This window comes from Spirosoma koreense, assembly GCF_054777875.1.
The window spans coordinates 1,236,046-1,257,498 of sequence record NZ_BAAHAC010000022.1 but is presented as its reverse complement, the minus strand read 5'-3'; the positions used below and the strand labels follow the sequence as shown (position 1 = coordinate 1,257,498).

18 protein-coding genes are annotated in these 21,453 nt (G+C 54.8%); 12 read left to right on the top strand and 6 right to left on the bottom strand.

The window, feature by feature from the left end:
• Positions 1-20: 20 nt before the first annotated feature.
• Entirely contained in the window at positions 21-3,191 is a 3,171-nt protein-coding gene (locus ACYVC2_RS18560) for a PVC-type heme-binding CxxCH protein (protein WP_461104434.1), read from the bottom strand.
• Between the two features lie 9 nt (positions 3,192-3,200).
• On the bottom strand, positions 3,201-4,103 hold the full coding sequence (locus ACYVC2_RS18555; RefSeq protein ID WP_461104432.1) for a ThuA domain-containing protein: 903 nt from the start codon (positions 4,101-4,103) through the stop codon (positions 3,201-3,203).
• Positions 4,104-4,275: 172 nt separating this feature from the next.
• On the opposite strand from ACYVC2_RS18555, the gene ACYVC2_RS18550 reads away from it, so the two are divergent.
• The 6 genes from ACYVC2_RS18550 (at position 4,276) to ACYVC2_RS18525 (ending at position 11,162) form a co-directional block, all read left to right on the top strand.
• Positions 4,276-6,564, top strand: a complete 2,289-nt coding sequence (locus ACYVC2_RS18550; RefSeq protein WP_461104430.1) for a GH92 family glycosyl hydrolase — start codon at positions 4,276-4,278, stop codon at positions 6,562-6,564.
• Between the two features lie 383 nt (positions 6,565-6,947).
• Entirely contained in the window at positions 6,948-7,562 is a 615-nt protein-coding gene (locus tag ACYVC2_RS18545; RefSeq protein WP_461104428.1) for a type VI secretion system tube protein Hcp, read from the top strand.
• 6 nt (positions 7,563-7,568) lie between these two features.
• Positions 7,569-8,405, top strand: coding sequence for a T9SS type A sorting domain-containing protein (locus ACYVC2_RS18540; RefSeq protein ID WP_461104426.1), 837 nt, complete (start codon positions 7,569-7,571; stop codon positions 8,403-8,405).
• Positions 8,406-8,735: 330 nt separating this feature from the next.
• Entirely contained in the window at positions 8,736-9,347 is a 612-nt protein-coding gene (locus ACYVC2_RS18535) for a 2,3-bisphosphoglycerate-dependent phosphoglycerate mutase (protein WP_461104424.1), read from the top strand.
• Positions 9,348-9,430: 83 nt separating this feature from the next.
• Positions 9,431-10,363: an NADP-dependent oxidoreductase gene (locus ACYVC2_RS18530; RefSeq protein WP_461104422.1), complete on the top strand. Its 933-nt coding sequence runs from the start codon at positions 9,431-9,433 to the stop codon at positions 10,361-10,363.
• Positions 10,364-10,517: 154 nt separating this feature from the next.
• On the top strand, positions 10,518-11,162 hold the full coding sequence (locus ACYVC2_RS18525; protein ID WP_461104420.1) for a DUF3575 domain-containing protein: 645 nt from the start codon (positions 10,518-10,520) through the stop codon (positions 11,160-11,162).
• Between the two features lie 27 nt (positions 11,163-11,189).
• Here the strand turns inward: ACYVC2_RS18525 and ACYVC2_RS18520 are convergent, their stop codons facing one another.
• A complete protein-coding gene (locus tag ACYVC2_RS18520; RefSeq protein ID WP_461104418.1) occupies positions 11,190-12,458 on the bottom strand; it encodes an asparagine synthetase B in 1,269 nt (422 codons plus the stop codon).
• 143 nt (positions 12,459-12,601) lie between these two features.
• Between ACYVC2_RS18520 and ACYVC2_RS18515 the strand changes: the two genes are divergently transcribed.
• On the top strand, positions 12,602-15,223 hold the full coding sequence (locus tag ACYVC2_RS18515) for a M1 family metallopeptidase (RefSeq protein ID WP_461104416.1): 2,622 nt from the start codon (positions 12,602-12,604) through the stop codon (positions 15,221-15,223).
• A gap of 102 nt (positions 15,224-15,325) precedes the next feature.
• On the opposite strand, the gene ACYVC2_RS18510 is transcribed toward ACYVC2_RS18515, so the two are convergent.
• Together ACYVC2_RS18510 and ACYVC2_RS18505 are read right to left on the bottom strand one after the other, a co-directional pair.
• Positions 15,326-15,628, bottom strand: coding sequence for a hypothetical protein (locus ACYVC2_RS18510; RefSeq protein WP_461104414.1), 303 nt, complete (start codon positions 15,626-15,628; stop codon positions 15,326-15,328).
• Positions 15,629-15,684: 56 nt separating this feature from the next.
• Entirely contained in the window at positions 15,685-16,287 is a 603-nt protein-coding gene (locus ACYVC2_RS18505) for a hypothetical protein (protein WP_461104412.1), read from the bottom strand.
• 128 nt (positions 16,288-16,415) lie between these two features.
• Here ACYVC2_RS18505 and ACYVC2_RS18500 point away from each other — a divergent pair, with 128 nt between their 5' ends.
• From ACYVC2_RS18500 to ACYVC2_RS18485, 4 genes are all read left to right on the top strand, one after another.
• On the top strand, positions 16,416-17,138 hold the full coding sequence (locus tag ACYVC2_RS18500; protein WP_461104410.1) for a lysoplasmalogenase: 723 nt from the start codon (positions 16,416-16,418) through the stop codon (positions 17,136-17,138).
• Positions 17,139-17,236: 98 nt separating this feature from the next.
• Positions 17,237-18,106, top strand: coding sequence for a methylated-DNA--[protein]-cysteine S-methyltransferase (locus tag ACYVC2_RS18495; RefSeq protein WP_461104408.1), 870 nt, complete (start codon positions 17,237-17,239; stop codon positions 18,104-18,106).
• Between the two features lie 135 nt (positions 18,107-18,241).
• Positions 18,242-18,934 carry a 2OG-Fe(II) oxygenase gene (locus ACYVC2_RS18490; RefSeq protein WP_461104406.1) on the top strand — a complete coding sequence of 231 codons (693 nt, stop codon included), beginning with the start codon at positions 18,242-18,244 and terminating at the stop codon, positions 18,932-18,934.
• Positions 18,931-19,290, top strand: coding sequence for an Ada metal-binding domain-containing protein (locus ACYVC2_RS18485; RefSeq protein WP_461104404.1), 360 nt, complete (start codon positions 18,931-18,933; stop codon positions 19,288-19,290). The genes ACYVC2_RS18490 and ACYVC2_RS18485 overlap by 4 nt, the downstream gene beginning before the upstream one ends.
• On the opposite strand, the gene ACYVC2_RS18480 is transcribed toward ACYVC2_RS18485, so the two are convergent.
• Positions 19,208-20,683 (bottom strand): aminotransferase-like domain-containing protein, encoded by a 1,476-nt coding sequence (locus ACYVC2_RS18480; RefSeq protein ID WP_461104402.1) that lies wholly within the window; start codon positions 20,681-20,683, stop codon positions 19,208-19,210. The two genes, ACYVC2_RS18485 and ACYVC2_RS18480, sit on opposite strands and share 83 nt — an antisense overlap.
• 119 nt (positions 20,684-20,802) lie before the next feature.
• On the opposite strand from ACYVC2_RS18480, the gene ACYVC2_RS18475 reads away from it, so the two are divergent.
• Entirely contained in the window at positions 20,803-21,444 is a 642-nt protein-coding gene (locus ACYVC2_RS18475; protein WP_461104400.1) for a pyridoxamine 5'-phosphate oxidase family protein, read from the top strand.
• Positions 21,445-21,453 lie beyond the last annotated feature (9 nt).

Here is a 21,453-nt window from a genome sequence, read left to right as displayed (position 1 = left end):
TTGGGATTGAATGAACCGCATCATTTTTCCAAAGGGTGTTGCTTCAGCAATTGCTCGGGCGAATAAAAATCCTTCTTGCTTTCGGTAGCCGCTCTGATTTTCTTCACCTTCTCGGGCGAGACTGCCGGCGCCTGGTTGCCGAATGAATTCCGGACGTAGGTCAGCACCGCAGCCACTTCGTCGTCTTTGAGTAACCCTCCGAAGGGTGTCATGGGTACCTGGCCAGGGTATTTTTTTCCGCTGACCTCAATTGGTCCCAGTAGCCCTTTCAGGGCTATTTTGATCAGCCGATCTTCGTTGCCCAGCACCCATTTGTTGGCTGTAAGCGGGGGGAACCCAGACGCGATCAGGCCTTTTCCGTCGGGCTGATGGCAGGTTGTACAGTAGCCTTCTTTGGCGTAAATCTGCCGCCCCTGATTATACAGGACCAGTTCTGGCCCTTTCAGTGTCGATTTCGTCGTTGTCTCTTTTTCTTTCTTTACATTCTCACCTTTCAGGTGCGCCACAGCAGCTTCGTGAGCGTGAATCATCCACTCGTCCAGCGGTTTTTTGGCCGCTTCGGCCAGAATCGGCAATCCTTTTTCGGGACCGATCCAGGACGCAGCTACAATCGCATCCAGCCGAACCCGACTGTTTTCATCGCGGGCGGCCTGCATCAGCAGATCGGCCTGATCGGCCACCTGATGACCCGTATAGCGAACCACCTGAACCGCGGCCGCCCGGGCGTGATAATCTTTGGCCTTCAGCATTTGCCGCAGCAGGTTCTGGTCGACTTTGTTCATGCCCCAGCTCACCCACAGTCCTTCGAGCAGATGGTGCTCGTAGCGCGGGTCGTTCTTGTCCAGCGTAGCGACCCATTTGGTTAGTTTCGTCAGCACCTCGTTGACGTCCCGGCCCCGCAGTTCACGACGGGTGCGATAGCGGGTGCGGTATTCGGGCAGTTTGAGATTGTCCAGCAGCTCTTCCACGCTGGCTCCGTCGATTTTGGCGGGGGTTACCAGCGGCCGCGACGGGTACGTTATCCGGTACACCCGGCCGTGCGAATGGTCGCGTAGCGGATCGCGGGCGTTATGCTGCATGTGCCCAATCAGGATGTTGTGCCAGTCGATCAGGTAGAGCGAGCCGTCGGGGGCAAATTCCATGTCGACCGGCCGGAAGTTACGGTCTTCACTGACCACCAGATCCTGGCGGTGTTTGCTTTTGTAGCCCGTACCGTCGTCTACCAGCGTATGTTCTTTGGTACCCAGGAAACCGATGGTATTGTTGATCAGAAAATCGCCCTGAATGTCGTCGGGAAAATGCCGACTCGATACAAACTCCAGACCCGATGTAGGCCGTACGCGGTGAGCCTCTTCGACGAGCTGCACCGATTTGTGGGTCGCTTCTCCGTAGCGTGGCAGCACCGTACCGGGCATCATCCAGCGCACGTCGGGGCTGGAGGTTTCGGCAAAGAACGGCTGTCCCCAGTCGTCGAAGGCAATCCCCCACGGGTTCGGGATAGACAGTTGCGCCGTGCGTTCGAGTTTGTGGCGCTGGGGCGCGTAACGGTAAAATCCGCCGTTCGTCGCCCGAACGGGTCCGTAGGACGTTTCGACGTTGGTATGCAGAAATACCCCTTCGCCCGAATAAATCGCGCCGGACGGATCGACCGTAAAGGCATGACTGTTGTGGTGGGTGTCGTGGTCGTCGAAGCCGCTCAGCAGAATCTCGACCTTATCAGCTTTGCCGTCGTTGTTCGTATCGCTGAACAGCTTGAGGTTCGTGCCCTGCGAGACGTAAACCCCTTCTTTGGCCAGTTCGAAACCCAGCGGCAGGTGCAGGCCGTCGGCAAACACGCTTTCCTTATCGGCTTTACCGTCGTTGTTGGTATCTTCCAGAATAATGATTTTGTCATTCGGCTTGGTATCGCCCGGCTTGTAGTGCGGGTAGCTGGGCATGCAGGCTACCCAAAGCCGACCTTTGTTGTCGAACGACATCTGCATGGGTTTGGCCAGATTCGGGAATTCCTGCTCCGACGCAAACAGTTCGATTTTGTAGCCCGGTGGCACTTTGAGTTTACTGAGCGCTTCCTGCCCATACAGGTACGTCAGGCTGCCGTTCTTCTCCGGGTTGAAATTGGTTTTAACGGCGGGCAGCTGCTTCGTGTTTTTATCCGCAGCGGCCAGATCCAATTTCTGGCCTTTGGCAGCCGCCAGCCAGATCGCCGTATCGCGAACAGCGGTCATCTGCCGGATCTTCTCGATCTCCGCCGGGTAATTGTCCGGCCCGAAGGGGTTGTACCGACGGCCATAGGCGTGTACGCCGTTCGGAATTTTGATGTCGTTGTGCCACATCCAGTTTTTCTCCATCACGGCATCATGCACCAGTTTCCGGTTAGCTTCGGCTTTCAACGGTGCTTTGCCAAATACCTGATCGACCAGCAGTACCCCCAGTTTTTTATAGCCTTCTTCGTTCAACTGCGAGCCGTCGATGGTCAGCGGCTCCTGGGTTTCGGCATACCATTGTTTCGACGGGTTGTAGGCGTCGACGAAGAGCACGTTGTTCTGAGCGGCCACGTCTTTCATGGCGTTCGTATACAGCAAAATGTTCTCGTTTTCCTGCCTGCCGTTTGGCAGATCGTATTTGTCAGACAGATCTTCGAACGCAATCGGCGAGACGATGGCCAGTTGCGGAGCTGTCTTTCCGTTGTATATCTGCTTGAGCGTCCATTTGATAAACGCATCCAGTTCGGCTTTGTAGTTGGCCAGACCAGCTTTGCCCTGGAAGGACTCGTTGTAGCCGAAAAAGGCAATGATCACGTCGGTTTTCAGGCGGGTCAGCCACTGGTCGGGCGTCTCGAAATGGCCTTCACTTTCCGAAGGGTTAGCGTATTCGGTCTGGAATTTTTCGGCACCCGGAAAAGCCCAGGGCTCGTTCCGGCTGGCGTGTGGCCGGAAGCCGGGCGTATCGCCCCCGTCGCACATATTCCGGATAAACAACTGATTGTCCGGATACCGAACCTGCAACTCGGTTTCGAAATTGTCGTAGTTCATCATCCGCGACCCCAGGTTGTTGCCAAGCAACATGATGCGCGACCCTTTTTTGAGCGGAAGCGACTGGGGGGCGTTGTTCTGAAACGCACTGAAGGCAATCAGGGCAATGCCAATGATGATCAGCAACCCTTTGGCACTGGTTTTCCGAAGCTTAGGCATAGTGTTGGGTCAGGATTTTTTAGGATGGCCGTACGGTACGTTGATATCGATTTTCCCCTTCCACTTCTTAGGAACGGGTAGTCCCAGCTCCCAGTGAATGGCGTTGATCACCAGCCGCTGCACCGATTCTACCTGAAAATCTTCCGGGTGGCCCATCGTCGTCAGAAACGCTTTGCCGCCCCACTGGTTCCGCCAGGTCCAGGCTACCGGATTGTCGATGGCCGCCTTGTCGGGGTTGACGGATTTACCCATCAGCAGCGGCACGGCATCCTTCGGCGGATAATCGGGTAGCACCCGGTAGAGCCAGGAAGCCACGTGAAAAGACGGGGCCACGCCGGTCAGGATGGGGTTACTGGCCGCAGCCGGAATAATCGTTACGTCGGTCGTACTGTTGTGTCCGTAGTGAGTGTGCTGCGCCTTGCCACCCCAACCCGGAGGAGCACCAAACGCAAACTCACCGAACGCGTTCCAGCGCTTCCGGTCGTCGCCGTCGGGATAGTTAAACGCGTGAGTCGTCGTTCGAAAGCCCATCACGGGTTTCCCCGACTTGAGGTATTCGTCGATGTAATTCAGTTGTTCCTGCGGCAGTAGACGCCAGCGCAGGAAGAAAACCGCCAGATCGGCTTCCCGAAGTACTTCGAGCCCTGGAATGTCTTTCTCGCCGTTGTAATCAGGCACGGATTTCAGCACTTTCGTTCGCATGCCGTAGTGCTTTTCCAGCTCGTCGGCAATCAGCGGCATCGTCAGCTCACCACTGTACTCGTGGTCGCCCGTCACGAAAACGACATAGGGCTTGTCTTTGGCGGAATGCCGATTCGGGTGATTCGCCAGCACTTCGGTTTGGCTGGCTATACCTGCGGCTGCCAGCATACCGGTAATCTGATGGAAGAATGCGCGTCGATTGGTTTGCATGAACGGCGGCTTTTAAGGAATACGGTGACCTGCCTTGTTAAGAAGGTTTCCGGCGGGATTTACTTATAGACTCTACGGCGTTGGGGTGAAAATAGGCTAGTTTGCGTTCTTAATCAGCCTGGCGCGCTGGCCGCACTCCGAAAGTGAGACCACCTTTCGCTACCTTCGCCCTATGAAACAATTGCTTTACCTGTTACTCGGAGCCAGCCTATCGGCGGCTCTGCCTGTGCCCTCCCTCGCCCAATCGGCCGACTGGGTGGAGTGGGTCAATCCGCTCATTGGAACCGACTCCAAGCCCAGTTTATCCAATGGCAATACCTATCCGGCCATCGCTCTGCCCTGGGGGATGAATTTCTGGATGCCCCAGACGGGTCGCATGGGCGACGGCTGGGCGTATACCTATGCCGCCGACAAAATCCGGGGGTTCAAACAAACGCACCAGCCGTCGCCCTGGATGAACGACTACGGCCAGTTTTCGATCATGCCCCTAACCGGGAAGCTGCGCATCGACGAGAATGAACGCGCCAGCTGGTACTCGCACAAGGCCGAAATAGCGAAACCGTATTACTACAGCGTTTACCTGGCCGACCACGACGTTACAACCGAAATTGCGCCAACGGAACGGGCCGCCCGCTTTCGCTTTACCTTTCCCAAAACTGACAGTTCGTTCGTGCTGATCGATGCCTTCGACAAAGGATCGTACGTAAAAATCATGCCCGCCGAGCAAAAAATCATCGGTTACACTACCCGGAATAGTGGGGGCGTTCCGGCCAATTTCAAGAACTACTTCGTCATCTACTTCGACAAGCCATTTACAGCAACCCAAACCTGGAATGGCAAAAAACTGAGCAGCGATCTGGAAAGCCAGGCGGGCCACGCGGGTGCGGTCGTTCGGTTCAAAACAGCCAGGGGCGAGCAGGTTCAGGCGCGGGTAGCCTCGTCGTTTATCAGCTACGAACAGGCCGAACAAAACCTGAGCGAAATCGGAGTGGATTCGTTCGAGGGGGTTCGGCAGAAAGCCAAAGCGGCCTGGAATAAAGAGCTGGGCCGGATTCAGGTCGAAGGGGGTTCGCTGGCCCAGTTGCAGACGTTCTATTCGTGTCTGTACCGATCGCTGCTGTTTCCCCGCAAGTTTTACGAACTCGATGCGACCAAAAAAGTCGTGCATTACAGCCCCTACAACGGTCAGGTGTTACCGGGGTATATGTTCACGGACACTGGGTTCTGGGACACCTTCCGGTCGTTGTTTCCGTTCCTGAACCTGATGTATCCGTCGCTGAACGCACAGATGCAGGAGGGCCTGGCGAATGCGTACAAAGAAGGCGGCTGGTTGCCCGAATGGGCCAGTCCGGGTCTGCGCAATACCATGATCGGCTCCAACTCGGCCTCGATCATTGCCGATGCCTACCTGAAAGGCGGACGCGGCTACGACATCAACACGCTGTACGAAGCGATCCTGAAAAATTCGGAGAAAGAAGGGCCAATGGATGCCGTTGGTCGGCGGGGAGCCAACTATTACAATGAGCTTGGGTACGTGCCCTACGACGTAAAAATCAACGAAAATGCCGCCCGTACCCTGGAGTACGCGTATGACGACTTCACGATTTATCAGCTGGCGAAAGCCCTGAAACGTCCGCAGGCCGAAATCGATCGCTTCGCCAAACGCTCTCAGAATTACCGCAACCTGTTCGACAAACAAACCGGACTGATGCGGGGCAAAAACAAGGACGGTTCGTTTCAGTCGCCGTTTAACCCGTTCAAGTGGGGGGATGCGTTTACGGAGGGCAACAGCTGGCACTATACCTGGTCGGTTTTCCACGATGTACAAGGACTGGTGACCCTGATGGGCGGGCGGGAAAAATTCGTCGCCAAGCTGGATTCGGTCTTTACGCTGCCACCCGTTTACGATGAGTCATACTACGGCAGCGTCATTCACGAGATCCGGGAGATGCAGATTGCCAACATGGGCCAGTACGCGCACGGGAACCAGCCTATTCAGCACATGATTTACCTCTACAACTACGCCGGTGAACCCTGGAAAGCGCAGTACTGGCTCCGTGAAGTCATGAACCGACTATACCTGCCCACCCCCGATGGCTACTGTGGCGACGAAGACAACGGCCAGACCTCGGCCTGGTACGTCTTTACGGCCATGGGCTTCTATCCGGTCTGCCCCGGCACCGACCAGTACGTGGTCGGCGCTCCGTTGTTCAAAAAGGTAACGGCAACGCTGGAAAATGGCAAACAACTGGTAATCAACGCGCCCGACAACAGCGCCCGGAATCGGTATATCCAGTCGCTGCAACTGAACGGAAAGCCCTACCCCCAAAACTGGCTGAGCCACCAAGAGCTGCAAAAAGGCGCTGTACTAAACTTTACGATGTCGGCAACCCCAAACCGGCAACGCGGCACGAAACCAGTTGATCTCCCCTATTCGTTCTCGACCGCAGAAAAGAAATAAACCCGTTAAGACTGACTACTCTTTTGTTCATCTGCCGGCAGGAGAAATCTTAAATTCACCAATAAGATTTCTCCTGCCGTCGGAAGAATACGAACAAGTAAACCCTTCCTGGAAGCGTACAAATTTGAACAGGCTTTTTATCAACAGCCTGCAAAAGTCTATTATCGGCCCTTGTTTCCCGGCGAATTTCATTCAGATGAGCCAGCTCTATTTCAGCAAGCAGGGGAATTATATCGCCCAATATATACCTTTCCCTAAAGTAAGTACCCGCACCAAGCTCTATTCTGTTTTTTTAATGTAATTCTTTGATCCGTATATATTACCTTGTACCCTGTTTACTTTTTAATCCTCAAAGCTTTATCCAACTTAACCAAATTTACCTCATGAAAAAACTGTACGTTTTTTTAGTTACTGTAATCGCTCTTTTCTGCACAGGCACGGCTTTTTCGCAGGATATCTACTTCAGCGCCGTAGGGGCGAGAGAAGATGCCAATTCCGCGCCTGTAACCAGCGGGACACTGACGGCGAATGCCAGTCCTCAGCAGGAAGGCGCTCTCAGGAACTTTGCCACGATTACCAGCTTTCAGTATGGTTATGAAAACGCGTCAACGATTGGTAGCGCCGGCAACAATGTTGGTAAAACGCAGCTCAATGCAATTACCATCACTAAAAACGTCGACCAGTCTTCCAACCGCTTGATGCAGGCGGGTCTTTCGGGTATTATTTTATCCTCCGCGCAAATTTTGGTCACCAGATCTTCGGGAGATAATGCCGCACCTGCCACGGTCTATAAAATAGATCTGAAGAATGCCATCATAACCGAATTCAATGCCAGTGCAGGAGTTGGCACAGGCTGTACGAATGGATGCGTGGGAGAAAGCTTCAAGATCATTTATGGTGCCATTCAGGTAACGACGTATACCCAGAGTAATACGGGGGTGATCACTGCCAATCCGCCAGCCACGTGGAACCAGACCACCAACACGGCTAACTTTTAGTGGCATATGGCATATTATAGCCCGAAAAAAGGCCCGTACCTTGCCGTCTGGGCAGCTGTGCTGATGCTGATAAATGGCCACGCTGGCCTGGCCGGTGAGCGAACAGACCCGCCAGTTACGAAGCAGAAACAAGCCGCCGATCGGTTGGTGGCCATGACGAAGGCGGGGTATTACTCGACACTATTGGTGGCGAATCGGCAGGCAGAATGGTTGCCAGGTGCCCGCGTCAGAGATGCGTCGGCTCAATGCAGTGGTGTTTGCTTCATAAACACGCCGATGCCAGTCAGGCTGATCAATTTCAGCGGACAACGACTCGACACCACGCAGGTGCAACTGAACTGGACCACCAGCGCCGAGATCAACAACGATTACTTTGCCATTCAACGCTCGGCCAATCCAGCCGCCGGATTCGAAACGATCGGGTCGGTAAAAGGCAAAGGAACTTCGGCTCAGAATGTGAACTACCAGTTCGTCGACCCGAACACTAGTACGGTCTATACGTATTATCGGCTGAAACAGGTCGATCTGGACGGTAGTTTCAGTTACAGCCAGATCATTGCGGTAAAAGGGGCGGTTTCTGTGCTGGCGGTTACGGTCTTTCCGAATCCGGGCGAAGCCCGCCAGATCAATTTCCGCATCTCTGGCGTAGGCATGGAGGAAAACGTCTCGGTCGCCTTATATGATCAGCAGGGGCGACTACTTCACCGCGAACCAAACGCCCGACTCGATGCCGATCAGGGTTTCAATATACCGGCTGCGCTGACGCTCGCGCCCGGAACGTACATCGTTCGGGTCGGTGCCAAAAACCAGCAGGCGGCTAAATCCTTTATCGTGCGGCCCTGAGAGGCAACCGGAACGTCATAAAAAGCCCCAATCAGTTGGTCTCTTGTCATTCCGACGCAGGAGGAATCTTGAGCTTCCTATATAGGCGAGTTTAAGATTCCTCCTGCGTCGGAATGGCAGTAGGCTCCTCGGTCTTAATTAGCTCCGGACAACCTTCGGATCAACCGGATCAACGATTTTATCCCGAAAGACAGCCTGAAAACGGTCGTCTTTCGGGATTTCTGCTTTTTGGCCTTCCCGGTGCGGTTGAACTATTTCCTAAAAAATCGCTTTTTCAAAACACTTTGCAGCGATGAACTGTACTAAAAAGCAGATCTCTGCCATTCAGCTATGCCTCTTTTTGTCATTGTTCGCCACGGACAGTCGCAGTGGAACGCCGAAAACCGCTTTACCGGAACCACCGATACCCCACTGACCGATCTGGGTCGGCACGAAGCCCACGAAGCCGGAGTGCTGCTCAAATCCCATCGGCTCAACTTTCATATCGGGTTTACCTCAGTTCTCCAGCGGGCCATCGAAACCATGGCGATTATTCTGGAGGAGATCGGCCAACCCGGTCTACTCGTCGAACGCAATGCGGCCCTCAACGAACGCATGTACGGCGATCTGCAGGGTATGAACAAGAACGAAGCCCAGGAGCGATTTGGCGAAGAGCAGGTGTTCCGCTGGCGACGTGGGTACGCCGATACGCCCCCAAACGGCGAAAGCCTGGCCGATACGCATACCCGCGTGACAGCTTATTTCAAAACGGCAATTCTACCGCATCTTCAGGCCGGTCAGCCGGTACTGGTGGTGGCCCACGGCAACAGCCTGCGGGCGCTCATGATGGAACTGGAACACATCAGTCCCGAAGACATCGAGAAGGTCGAGCTGGCTACCGGCATTCCGCGCCAGTACGACTACGATCAGGCCACGGGGCAATTTCATCTGTTACCGAAGTAACGCGGGTGGAAACCCGCGATTTTCAGTTCATAACCGAATCGCGGGTTTCCACCCGCGTTACTGGTCCAAATCAATCAAATCAAATGAAAGCTGTAGTACTAAGCGACTGGGGCGGCCCCGAAAATTTTTCGGTTCAGGACGTCCCGACACCCACCATCAAGGCCGATGAGGTACTGGTACAGGTAAAGGCGTTCGGGGTCAATCCCGCCGATTTTAAAACCCGGACGGGCTCTGCTCCCTACTCGAAGCAGTATACGCACCCCATCATTCTGGGGTGGGACATGGCCGGCGAAGTGACGGAAGTTGGCAGTGACGTAACGACCTTTAAACCGGGCGATGCCGTATATGGTATGGTCAATTTTCCCAACCCTGGCCAGGCTTATGCCGAATACGTTGCTTCACCAGCCGCTCATCTGGCACTGAAGCCCGAATCGCTCTCGTTTGAAGAAGCGGCTGCGGCTCCGCTGGCTGCCCTCACGGCCTGGCAGGCGCTGACCGAACACGGGCATCTGCAGGCGGGCGAAAAGGTGCTGATTCAGGCGGCATCGGGGGGCGTCGGACACCTGGGGGTTCAACTGGCCAAAGCACTCGGCGCTTACGTCGTCGGCACCGCTTCGGGGAAGAACGAAGCGTTTGTCAGATCCCTCGGCGTGGATGAGTTTATCGATTACACCCAGACAACGGTGGAAGAGGCCGTTGAGAACGTCGATCTGGTCTTCGATACGGCCGGGGCCGACACCATTTTCACCTCAGCAAAGGTGTTGAAACCGGCTGGCCGACTGATTTCGATCGCTTACGGAGCCATGGACAAAGTGCTGGCGGTGCGGCCCGACATCCGGGCTGAGCGCATTCTGGTTCACACCAGTGGCGATGATCTGCGTGCGTTGACTAAACTCATCGACGCGGGTAAGCTGACGATCTCCGTGAGCCAAGTCCTGCCCGCCGATCAGATAGCCGAGGCACACCGGCAACTGGAAAGTCGCCGAACCACCGGTAAGATCGTGCTAACGTTTTAATTTTCGACAAAAACAGGGATTCTGGAGGGTGTGCCACGGTTTTGAACCGTGGCACACCCTCCAGAATCCATTCCGACTTTATAACCCAATTATTTTCGGATTCCAACCCTTTACGGATGCATACGGTCTTTTCATCCGACCTCACTGCGTTCCAATGAAATTACTCGTTACATCCCTCCTGCTCGTTGCCATCGTTCAGACCGCCGTTAAAGCGCAGTGGCAAAGCCGAATTGGCCTGAATCTCGTTCCGCTGGCGATCCGCACTGTTGAGCTGACGTCGGAGTTTAGCCGGCATCCGGCTTATGCCCTGACGTTTCAGACCGGTTATGTCTTCCAGTCTGCCTTCGATGGCCTATCCAGGGTGAAGGTGTACGATGGCATCAGCGACCGGCGCAGCTCCGGCTGGTTCGGGAAACTGGGCGGCCGGATCTACCTGCTCAGTCTGGCTCGCAAAGAGCCGCGGTTCAATCTGTTCGTCGGGGCTCAACTTATCGCTTCTCAGTATAAACAAACGGGCGTGGCCCATGTGATAGACCCTGGTTTCAGCCCGTACGAAAAACCGTACATCGACCTCCAGGTCAAGGGGTTTCTTTGGGGAACGGCGCTTTCCGCCGGAACCATGGTTCGGCTATCTGAACGATTCGCACTGGATGCGGGGCTACAATACGGTTTCCAGCCCACGCGGACGGATTACCTCGGCGATCGGGCGTTCAATTATCAACCGGGCTTTGGCATGAGTCGAAAAGGCGCTCAGGTCACCAGCATCCAGGGCTTGTTCACCGTAAAATACCGGTTGTAAAGCGGGTTCTTTGGGGCCGTTCGACGCCTACGTTTTGCGCTTCTTCTTGCGGGCCGACGGAAACAGCACGTTATTCAGGATCAGCCGGTAGCCGGGCGAATGCGGATGCAGGTTGAGGTCGGTAGGCGTCCGGAAATTTCCCCCGCGCGTTCCTTCGGGGTCGTGCCCGCCGTAGAACGTCCACTGGCCCCGCCCCACTTCCCCGTAGATATACCGGTCCGAGGTTTTGCCTTCGCCCATGACCAGGCTGCTCGGTTTCACCGCTCCTTTGCGAAAGGCCGTGGTCTGCCCGAAAAACTCCTTGATGATCGGCTCGTGGTTCTGGGTAAGCATGGCCGGAATGACGTCCCACTTGGCTGAGAAGTTGAACAGTTCGAAAAAGCCACTTGCCTGATCGAAGCTACGCCCGCCGGCCGAGTTGATATCTGAAAAGGTGGAAAAACCCCGGTAGCCATTGTCGCCTTCGAGCGTAAAATTGCTGAAGGCCAGGGTTTTGGTAAAATCCAGTTTCTCCTGCGCGTTGGGATCTACACCGTCGCCATCGTAAGCACTGCCGACAATATCGACTCCTTCGGCAGCCAGCGCAATGTCGAGGGTTTCGGCGGCTGAGCACATAGCGAACAGATACCCACCACCCGCGCAGAACTCCTTGATTTTTTTGGCCACGGCCAGTTTCATCTGCGACACTTTCGCATAGCCAAACTTGCGGGCAATGTCTTCCTGCGCTTTGATGTCGGCCACCGACTGCCGGTGCATGTTGCGGCCGTACTGACCCGTAAAATCTTCGTGGTGCAAATGTAGCCAGTCGTATTTGGCCAGATCGCCTTTCAGCACCTCTTCGTCGTACACCAGCTCGAACGGAATTTCGGCATACGTAAGCACCAGCAGTACGGCATCGGTATTCTCGAACTCGGCCGGACCGACCTTCACCGGCGAATAGACGATGATTTTGGCCGCTTTCTGGAGCGTCACCACGTTCATGTTTACATCGGGGTCCGACAGTTGCTGCCGAATGGAAGCTGCTTTCGAATCGGAAATCGTCTCGAACGAAACGCCCCGAACCCGGCATTCCGTCTCGACGGCCGTCGTATATTTGGTCATAAAACTCCCTCCGCGGTAGTTCAGCAGCCAGTCGACGTCCTGATCCTCCTTCAATATTTTGTAAGCAATACCGTAGGCTTTGAGATGGTTCGTCTGTTGATCGTCCATCGGAATCAGAATGGCGTTAGCTTTACTCAGCGTCATCTGACCCAGAAAGGCCAGCAGAAGCAACAGAAACGATATGCGCTGTTTCATAGAGTACGTTTATTTTTGACCCAACAATACTAACTCACGCCCAAACCGACTATCGTTTGCTGGCGCCCGGTTCGCTAGTCAGCCGATGGGGTATCCCAACCGCTTTTCCGGCTGCACACAAACGTCAAACGCATCAACAACCTATGGTCTGGAATCCGTTAAAACTCACTCGTTACGGCACTTACTCGCTCGTTCTTCTAATGGCCCTCTCGTGCAACCGCCGTTCAAGCTCCACCAGCGCGCCCGCCATCGAAACGGGTGTATCGCAGACGCTGGCCAAAGCCCGTAAACAAACGATCAGCCAGTTGGCTTATGGCTTAAAGTTCGACATTCCGGCGCAAAAAAACCAGCCAATTCCAGCCAGTGAAACAATAACGTTCGACTGGGTTCATACCCGTATACCGCTCCAGCTCGATTTCAAGGAAGAACGTACTCATATCCAGAGCATTTCCGTCAACGAAACGGCAATTCCGATTGTCTTTGAGAGTGAACATCTGATCGTTTCTACTGATGTGCTGAAGCCGGGACGAAACAAAATTTCGATTCAGTTTACGGCGGGAAATCTGTCGCTCAACCGCAATGAAGAATACCTGTACACGCTGTTGGTTCCCGACCGCGCCCGAACCGTGTTTCCCTGCTTCGATCAGCCCGATTTGAAGGCCTCCTTTCAGGTATCGCTGACCATTCCGGCCCACTGGCAGGCCATGGCGAACGCGCCGGTTCAGGACTCAACCGTGGCGGGCGACCGCAAAACGATAACGTTTCAGCCGTCCGATGTGCTCCCGACCTATTTGTTCTCTTTCGTAGCGGGCAAGTTCACGCCCGTGACGCGCACGGTCAACGACCGGCCTATGACGTTTCTTCACCGAGAAACCGACACGACAAAAATCCGGTTGAGCCTGGACCCGATTTTTAACCTGCACGCCGACGCCCTGCGCTTTCTGGAAGACTACACCCAGATTCCGTATCCGTTCCGGAAATTCGACTTTGCCGCCATTCCCGATTTTCAGTACGGCGGCATGGAACACGTCGGAGCCATCGACTATAAGTCGTCCAGCCTGTTTCTGGATAACGGAGCCACCCGCGATCAGAAGCTGTCGCGCGCAACGCTGATCAGCCACGAAACGGCACACATGTGGTTTGGCGACATGGTGACCATGCGCTGGTTCGAGGATGTCTGGCTGAAGGAGGTCTTCGCCAATTTCATAGCCGATAAAATCACGGAGGTCTCCTCCGAAGCGTCGGGAGTGCGGCCTTCCGACCGCCCCGAGGCTAACTACGATCTTCAGTTTGTGGTCGATCATTTTCCGGCGGCTTACGCCGTCGACCGTACCGAAGGAGCCAACCCGATCGGGCAGCCGCTGGCCAATCTGCAGGAAGCCGGTACACTCTACGGAGGTATCATTTACCATAAAGCGCCGATCATGATGCGTCAGCTGGAACGGTTGATGGGCAAAACGGCACTGCGCGACGGGCTGCGTGAATACCTCAAAAAATACGCTTTCGACAACGCTACCTGGGGCGATCTGATCGCGATTCTGGATGCCCGGACGCCAACGGACCTGGGTGCCTGGAACCGCGTCTGGGTGCACGAAACCGGCCGGCCGAAGTTTTCGTATCAACTCGACGGCAAGGGTGGCACCATTAAGCAGTTCGTGATATCTCAACAGGCGGAAGACAACTCCAGCCGTTTCTGGCCGCAACGTTTCGAAATTACCCTGGTTTATCGGGGTCGTACAGAAGAACTGACGGTAGACATGAATGAGCCACGGGTTGCGTTGAAAGAAGCCATTGGTAAGGAAACCCCCTTATACGTTACTTTCAACTCATCAGGACAGGGTTATGGCGTTTTCCCGGTTGACACACTGACCGTTATACAGACAGAGACTACTAAAAACCCCGTCACGCGAGCCGCCACGTACATTAATCTGTACGAAAATATGCTGTCGGGCCAGGGAATTTCACCGGCTCAACTGGCCTCCGCCAATACACAGTGGTTAAGCACAGAATCCGAAGAACTGAACCTGCGTCTGCTGACGAACCAGCTTTCCGACCTTGTCTGGAATTTTACCAGACCCGAAAACCGTCCGGCGCTGGCAGCTTCGGTCGAGCAGGAAGCCTGGCGGGCGATGGAGCAGGAGAAAGTCGCGGGCAAGAAAAAGCTGCTGTTTCGATTGTATCAGAATGTTGCGCTGAGTCGCCAGGCTCAGGATCGGCTTTATTCCATCTGGAACGAGCAGAAAGCACCGGCGGGGGTTACACTGACCGAAGACGATTACACCTCGCTGGCGCTGGCGCTGGCCGTCCGCGACTACCCCGCTGAAGGGATTCTGGCCCAGCAACTCAGCCGCATCAAAAACCCGGATCGGCAGAAAAGGCTGGAATTTATGATGCCGGCGCTGTCGTCCAGGGTGGCCGATCGCGACCAGTTTTTTGCCTCACTCGCTTCGGAAACCAACCGCGAACACGAAGCCTGGGTAACTACAGCCCTGGGGTATCTGCACCATCCGCTTCGGGCCGAAACCTCGGCGAAATACCTACCCAAAAGTCTGGATCTGCTGGAAGAGATTCAGCGCACCGGCGATATTTTTTTCCCTGAATCGTGGTTACGGTCGACCCTATCGAGCTACCAGACGCCCGACGTCGCGCAACTGGTCCGCCAGTTCCTGACCGATCATCCCGGCTACAATGCCCGCTTGCGTGCTAAGTTGCTACAGGCCGCCGATAACACCTTCCGGTCCAGCCGGTTGCTTTATAGGGATTAAACACATCGAACCGCCGAAGCGGAGCCACGGAGGGTACAGAGGTTATTATTCTCTGTATTCTCCGTAGCTCCGCTTCGGCGGTTCGATGTGTTTAGTTTCTTATTAATTCGCAGCGTCGGCAGCCGCAGCAGCTTCAATGGCTTCGATGGCCGAGCGGTTTTTCTCGTTGTACTCGTCTCGTCTTGTTTCGAAATACGCGAAGATTTCCGTGATAGCATCGAGGTTTTCAGCAATTTTAGCGTGCATGTTGCCCAGGTCATTTTCGAGTCGTGGATCGTTCAAGCCATTCATGTTATCGACCTCGATTTTGCTGATCTTTTCGATCAGCGCGGTCTGGCTGTTCTGCAAATCTTCCAGTTCGCGGACCACTTTATTCATTAACTCAAGTTTCTGTAGCTTATCCATTTTTTGTTTTTGTTGAGCTTTACCTAAGTTAACCCACAGAAGCCGTAAAGGTTTGCTCAGGTTGTTTGTTGATAGCGTTCATACAGGATCGTTATGGTTACGGTTCTCCAGCCTGCACGGGTATACAATTGGCGCTGGCTGACCACCTGGATCTGTTGCTTACCCCGGATATCGACGGACTCGGGTTGCACCCAGCGGATGGGATCGACTGACTGATTCTGAGCGGGTTCCAGTTTTATTTCCGTTAGTTGCCGGTTGAACGAACAGCGCCGGGTAACTGGCTGCTCAGCGTAATTGACCGTAATTGTCGGTTCATAGGCAACCGGACCGTCGAGTACCCTTCCGCCCTGACTTAAGTACTGCTCCGGCCAGAATTGCGTAAACAAAAATTCGTCGGTCGGTACATGATCATTCTTAGCGATGATGTTGATCTGTAAATCGGCCGTCGCCAGCGCGGGCATTTCGCTCAACAATTCGAAACTGGCTTTTCCGTCGAGGTTTATATCCACAGCCTCACTGACAACGGCCTGCGTGGGTTTGTACTTACCATGAAACCGTTCGTATAGGGCCGCCACGTCTTTGTCGGGGGTAACCGGATCGGGCTGACATCCGATCAGCATAAAGAGCAAACTGATTCCAGAAAGCCGGTTCGTTTTCATAGGCGTTGTCGAGTCAGGCATTTTATTTGGTATGACTCATTTTAGCAGCTAATGGTTTGTTCTGGTTAGGTTATATTGACAGAAATTTAGGCTACTTACCGCCCGAATCGCTTCACCCGTCAATCGCTATGATGCCTAAGCCCGCTTTGCGCTTCAATGTCGCTTTCGTTGGTATTACCCTGCTCGAAATGCTGGGCGATACGCTGAACATCCAGTGGCTACATTACGCCTGTAAGCCCCTGATCATCGGATCGTTATTCGTATTCACCGGGCAACATTTCTCTTTACTCACCGGCTCGAAAGCGGCTCGCTGGGTACTGATCGGTATGGGGTTCGCGCTGGCAGGCGACGTTTTTCTGATGATTCGGGAAGTCGATCTGTTCGCACCGGGCCTGGGCGCGTTTCTGGCGATGCAGTTGTGTTATTGCATCGCCTTCTGGCAGTCTACCCGCCAACCGGGTTACCGGCTCAATATCCGTTCGTTCTGGCTAAAGGCGATTCTATTTGGTTTGTACGCCGTTCTTTTCCTGCTCGCGCTCAGGCCTGCGTTCAGGCAGAGTCCGACGCTGGCGGTTTTATGGTGGCCTGTAGTGGTCTATGCCGTTTGCCTCTGTGCCATGGGTCTATTGGCCACGTTACGACAGGGGTTACCGCGTTATGGTCAGGTTGTAGCTGGGGCTCTGCTATTTATGGCTTCCGATTCGGTGCTGGCGATCAATAAATTTCTGATACTCATTCCGGGCGCCACCTGGCTCATTATGAGTACGTATGCGGCCGCCCAATACCTAATCGTGGTCGGTATGACTCAGGCGCTGGCGAGCCCCAAAAGCGTCAATGCCCAAAATCCATAAAGTAATCTGCTCTTGATCGGTGTATAAATCTTCGCAAGAATCGGGTTTTTCAGCGAGCCGGTTCTTGCGACCTTTGTTCAGCAAAAACAACAAATGCTATGACAACCGACAGCCCCTTTACGTATCGACAGATTGCCCAGGCCATCGAACACCTGGCTGCGCACTATCGGGATCAACCGTCCCTGAGCGAGTTGGCCGAAAAAGCAAACCTGAGTGAGTTTCATTTTCAGCGACTTTTTACGGAATGGGCGGGTGTGAGCCCCAAGAAATTTGGTCAGTACCTGACGCTTGAACACGCCAAAACACGACTCCGAACCGGGGCTCCCCTGGCCGATGCGGCCTATGATGCAGGGCTTTCGGGCACGGGCCGTCTGCACGATCTGTTTGTGACGATCGAAGGGGTGACACCCGGACAGTTCAAGCAGGCAGGCCTGGGGCTAACGCTTACGTACGGCGTCTTCGACAGTCCATTTGGCCCGTACGTTCTGGGCGCGGTCAGCGCAGCGACAGATCTTGAAAAAATTGCGATGCTCCACTTTCTGAACGAAGGCGAAACGCCCGAAACGGTGCTGGCAGTGGCCTGGCCCGAAGCCCAGCTCGCTCGCAATCCGGGTCGTTTACAGGCTCTGGCGAATCAGATTTTCCCGCTGTCTGACCTGGACCGGCAGAAGCCAACCCCACCGCGCCTGTCGGTGCTGGTCCGTGGGTCGGCTTTCCAACTCAAGGTATGGGAAGCGTTACTGAAGATTCCTGAAGGTCAATTGGCCAGTTACGATCAGATTGCCGAAGCCATCGGTCAGCCCGCTGCTTCACGGGCCGTTGGCACCGCCATCGGTTCTAATCCGGTTGGCTATCTGATTCCCTGCCATCGGGTTATCAGGAAAACCGGCCTGTTCGGTGGTTACCGCTGGGGAATAAACCGCAAACAGGCCATGCTCGGTTGGGAAGCCGCCCGAATGGATCAGTAAGTCATTGGTTATTATTTAGTGGTCATTTATAGTCATTCGCTGTTTTGTAGTTCAGGACAACGAATGACTATAAATGACAACCAATGACCACAAATGACAATCAACGACTACTAAGTTACCATGAATGACACGCTTATGACTCAACTTGTAGACTGGTCGACGCACCAAAATACGCTTTCGGAAACAGGGTTTGTATTACTGCCTCCGCTTCTATCGCCCGATGAATGCCAGCAACTGGCCAGCCTGTTCGATGCTTCGGATTTATACCGCAAAACCGTTGTGATGCAGCAGCATGGCTACGGCAGCGGTACTTATAAATATTTTAGTTACCCGCTGCCACCCGCTGTCGATGCGCTGCGGCATGAATTGTTTGCCCAGCTAGCACCGGTTGCCAACGAGTGGAACGAAAAACTAGGAATTGCTCAACGCTACGCAACGGACCTCGATACCTGGCTCGCTACCTGCCACGAAGCGGGTCAGAAACGCCCAACACCCCTCCTGCTGAAGTACGGTGCAGGCGATTGGAATGCGCTGCACCAGGATATGTATGGTGATCTGTATTTCCCGTTTCAGGCGGTTTTATTTCTGAACCAACCCGGCCAGGATTATACCGGTGGCGAATTCGTTCTGCTCGAACAGCGGCCCCGCCAGCAATCGAAAGCCATCGTTCTCCAGCCCGGCCAGGGGCAGGTGGTAGTCTTTACGACCAAATACCGACCGGCCAAGGGAACCCGGGGCTACTACCGACTGACCATGCGCCACGGCGTCAGCGAAGTTAGCCGTGGCACCCGAATGACGCTCGGATTGATTTTTCACGACGCTGCATGATCCGCCATACCGAGTTGGGCCCGATACCTTACGCACGCTTACGGGCGTTGAGTCGTTTGGTGAAAACCGGGGCTATAATGCTGGGCGGGCATCGACCGGGCAAGATCTATGGCCGGCTCGACTGCCGGGCAGGCAAGCGAATGAAAGTCGAAAACCGGGTATTTTTCAGAAATGAGTCGGAAGCCGTTGAGCTGGGTTACCGTCCCTGCGCGGTTTGCCTGCCGGAAGCCTATAAACTGTATCGAGGCCGGGCTGGCGTACCAGCCGTAATACCTAGAGCAGCCGTTTCAACAGACGTACGCTCTGCTCCAGTTCTTCCTCCGTACTTGAAGCAAATCCTAACCGGGTACCGTTGAGCCGCTGACCAGGCGGGTTATGCGCGGTTCCGCTCGAAAAAAACAGTCCTTGCTGAGCGGCCCGCTGCGCCAGCGCGTCCATGTCAATTTCAGCATCGAACGTCGCCCAGACGGCCAATCCACCGTCGGGTTTGGTAAACGATAGAGCATGGGTCAATTCCGTTGCAAGCAGATCACAGAAACGGTCGCGCCGGGCGTGGTAAGTGCGCAGGGCTTTCCGGAAATGGCGTTTCATGTCTCCATGCTTGATCAGCTGACCGATCGCAAACTCCAGCATCGGATCGCCCTGCCGGTCGATGATGCGCCGGAGCCGGGCCAGTTCGTCGATAAGAGCCGCAGGGGCCACCACGTAACCGATCCGAAAAGCGGGCGCCACCGACTTCGTCAGCGAACCGACGTACACCACCATGCCCTTCCGGTCGGCACTGGCCAGCGGCAGAATGGGGCGACTGAGGTAATGAAAGTCGTAATCGTAGTCATCTTCCAGAATAGCAAAGCTGTATTGTTCAGCCAGTTGGAGTAATCGAATTCGCCGGTCGGCGCGCAGGGTGACGGTGGTCGGGTAATGATGATGCGGAGTGACATTCACTAGCCGGATTGGCCGTTTCCGGCAAATTTCGGCTAGTTTTTCTACATCCAGCCCATGCTGATCGACCGGCACGGTCATCACCGATGCTCCCGCTTTCTGCAGGTTCATGGTGGCACCAGCCCAGGTTGTTTCGCCCGTCACGACCACATCGCCCGGCCGTAAGAGCACCTGACAGGCCAGGTGCAGGCCCATGATACTACCACGCGTAATGAGCACGTTGTCGGCCGTGGTCCGTAAGCCGCGGGTCTCGTTCAGATGCACAGAGAGTTGCTCACGTAGTAGCAGGTGGCCTTGGGTATCGCCGTACCCAAAATGTTGCTGCGGATTTCCCCACCGAAAATAGGACCGATACGCCCGGCTCAGCTCCTCCATCGGTGCCAGCCGGCTATCCGGAAAACCATCGTCCAGTCGTAAACCAGCCTGGTTCGTCAGTACGGGCCGCTTCAGAAAATCGAGGGATTCAAAGGTATAACCTGGTCGATCAGCGAGAGCGGCAGGAAGTGTGGGCATGTCTGCCGCTGATGTAAACGGTTGCGGCCTGACATCCGGAAAATGAGTCGCTACGTAAGTCCCGCTTCCCGTCCGGCTTTCCAGCCAGCCCTGCGCCAGCCCCTCGTCATAAGCCGCCACCACCGTCTGCCGGTTTAGCCCCAGCAACTCAGCCAGTTGGCGCGTACCCGGCAGCCGGTACCCGGGCGGCAGAGTCCCTTGTCGAATCAATTGCCCAAGCTGATTGCTGACCTGCACGAAAATCGGTGTAACGGAAGCCTTATCGAGTAAAATGAGCGTTTTCAACGGAATCATAACCGGACTAGCAAATGTCTGAAAAGCGGACCATATCAGTAGTCCGGCAAAGAACGACATTTACAATACCATTCACTACGATCGCTGGAATCTATCAACTGTCAACCAGCCAATTTTTTATGCAAACAGCCCGCACCACGCCCAGTCGATTAGCCAAGCGAGCGCATTACGACGCGGCAACGATTCACCCTATTTTAGACGACGCGCTTTTCTGCACCGTCAGCTTTGTTATCGACGGTCAACCGATGGCCATTCCTACGGCTTTTGCCCGCAAAGCCGATAAGATGTATATCCACGGGTCGGTGGGCAGTCATTTCATCCGCGCCATCGAGCACGGCGCGCCGGTTTGTATTTCGGTGATGCTGGCCGATGGACTGGTTCTGGCCAAGTCGGCGTTCAGCCATAGCGTCAACTACCGGTCGGTCGTCATCTTCGCCAATGCCGAAAAAGTGACCGACGAAGCCGAGTCCCTGGAAGCGCTGGCCCTGATCACTGACCATCTGATCCCGAACCGCTGGGACGATCTGCGCCCAACCACCGCCAGCGAACTGCGGAAAACCACCGTGCTGGCATTTTCGCTGGCCGAGGCATCGGCCAAAATGCGTACGGGCGGCCCCAACGACGACGAGGAGGATAAAGACTTGCCGACCTGGGCGGGTGTCATTCCGCTCCAGACCGTGCGCCTGGCACCCGTTCCGGCAGACTACAGCGCCACAACACCTTTGCCGGAGTATTTAAAATTGACGAAGGAAAATAGTTAATGAATTCTG

Excerpts from the sequence above, each read along its gene's own strand:
- ACYVC2_RS18560 (WP_461104434.1), bottom strand. The coding sequence starts at position 3,191 with ATGCCTAAGCTTCGGAAAACCAGTGCCAAAGGGTTGCTGATCATCATT.
- ACYVC2_RS18555 (WP_461104432.1), bottom strand. The coding sequence starts at position 4,103 with ATGCAAACCAATCGACGCGCATTCTTCCATCAGATTACCGGTATGCTG.
- ACYVC2_RS18550 (WP_461104430.1), top strand. The coding sequence starts at position 4,276 with ATGAAACAATTGCTTTACCTGTTACTCGGAGCCAGCCTATCGGCGGCT.
- ACYVC2_RS18545 (WP_461104428.1), top strand. The coding sequence starts at position 6,948 with ATGAAAAAACTGTACGTTTTTTTAGTTACTGTAATCGCTCTTTTCTGC.
- ACYVC2_RS18540 (WP_461104426.1), top strand. The coding sequence starts at position 7,569 with ATGGCATATTATAGCCCGAAAAAAGGCCCGTACCTTGCCGTCTGGGCA.
- ACYVC2_RS18535 (WP_461104424.1), top strand. The coding sequence starts at position 8,736 with ATGCCTCTTTTTGTCATTGTTCGCCACGGACAGTCGCAGTGGAACGCC.
- ACYVC2_RS18530 (WP_461104422.1), top strand. The coding sequence starts at position 9,431 with ATGAAAGCTGTAGTACTAAGCGACTGGGGCGGCCCCGAAAATTTTTCG.
- ACYVC2_RS18525 (WP_461104420.1), top strand. The coding sequence starts at position 10,518 with ATGAAATTACTCGTTACATCCCTCCTGCTCGTTGCCATCGTTCAGACC.
- ACYVC2_RS18520 (WP_461104418.1), bottom strand. The coding sequence starts at position 12,458 with ATGAAACAGCGCATATCGTTTCTGTTGCTTCTGCTGGCCTTTCTGGGT.
- ACYVC2_RS18515 (WP_461104416.1), top strand. The coding sequence starts at position 12,602 with ATGGTCTGGAATCCGTTAAAACTCACTCGTTACGGCACTTACTCGCTC.
- ACYVC2_RS18510 (WP_461104414.1), bottom strand. The coding sequence starts at position 15,628 with ATGGATAAGCTACAGAAACTTGAGTTAATGAATAAAGTGGTCCGCGAA.
- ACYVC2_RS18505 (WP_461104412.1), bottom strand. The coding sequence starts at position 16,287 with ATGAAAACGAACCGGCTTTCTGGAATCAGTTTGCTCTTTATGCTGATC.
- ACYVC2_RS18500 (WP_461104410.1), top strand. The coding sequence starts at position 16,416 with ATGATGCCTAAGCCCGCTTTGCGCTTCAATGTCGCTTTCGTTGGTATT.
- ACYVC2_RS18495 (WP_461104408.1), top strand. The coding sequence starts at position 17,237 with ATGACAACCGACAGCCCCTTTACGTATCGACAGATTGCCCAGGCCATC.
- ACYVC2_RS18490 (WP_461104406.1), top strand. The coding sequence starts at position 18,242 with ATGACTCAACTTGTAGACTGGTCGACGCACCAAAATACGCTTTCGGAA.
- ACYVC2_RS18485 (WP_461104404.1), top strand. The coding sequence starts at position 18,931 with ATGATCCGCCATACCGAGTTGGGCCCGATACCTTACGCACGCTTACGG.
- ACYVC2_RS18480 (WP_461104402.1), bottom strand. The coding sequence starts at position 20,683 with ATGATTCCGTTGAAAACGCTCATTTTACTCGATAAGGCTTCCGTTACA.
- ACYVC2_RS18475 (WP_461104400.1), top strand. The coding sequence starts at position 20,803 with ATGCAAACAGCCCGCACCACGCCCAGTCGATTAGCCAAGCGAGCGCAT.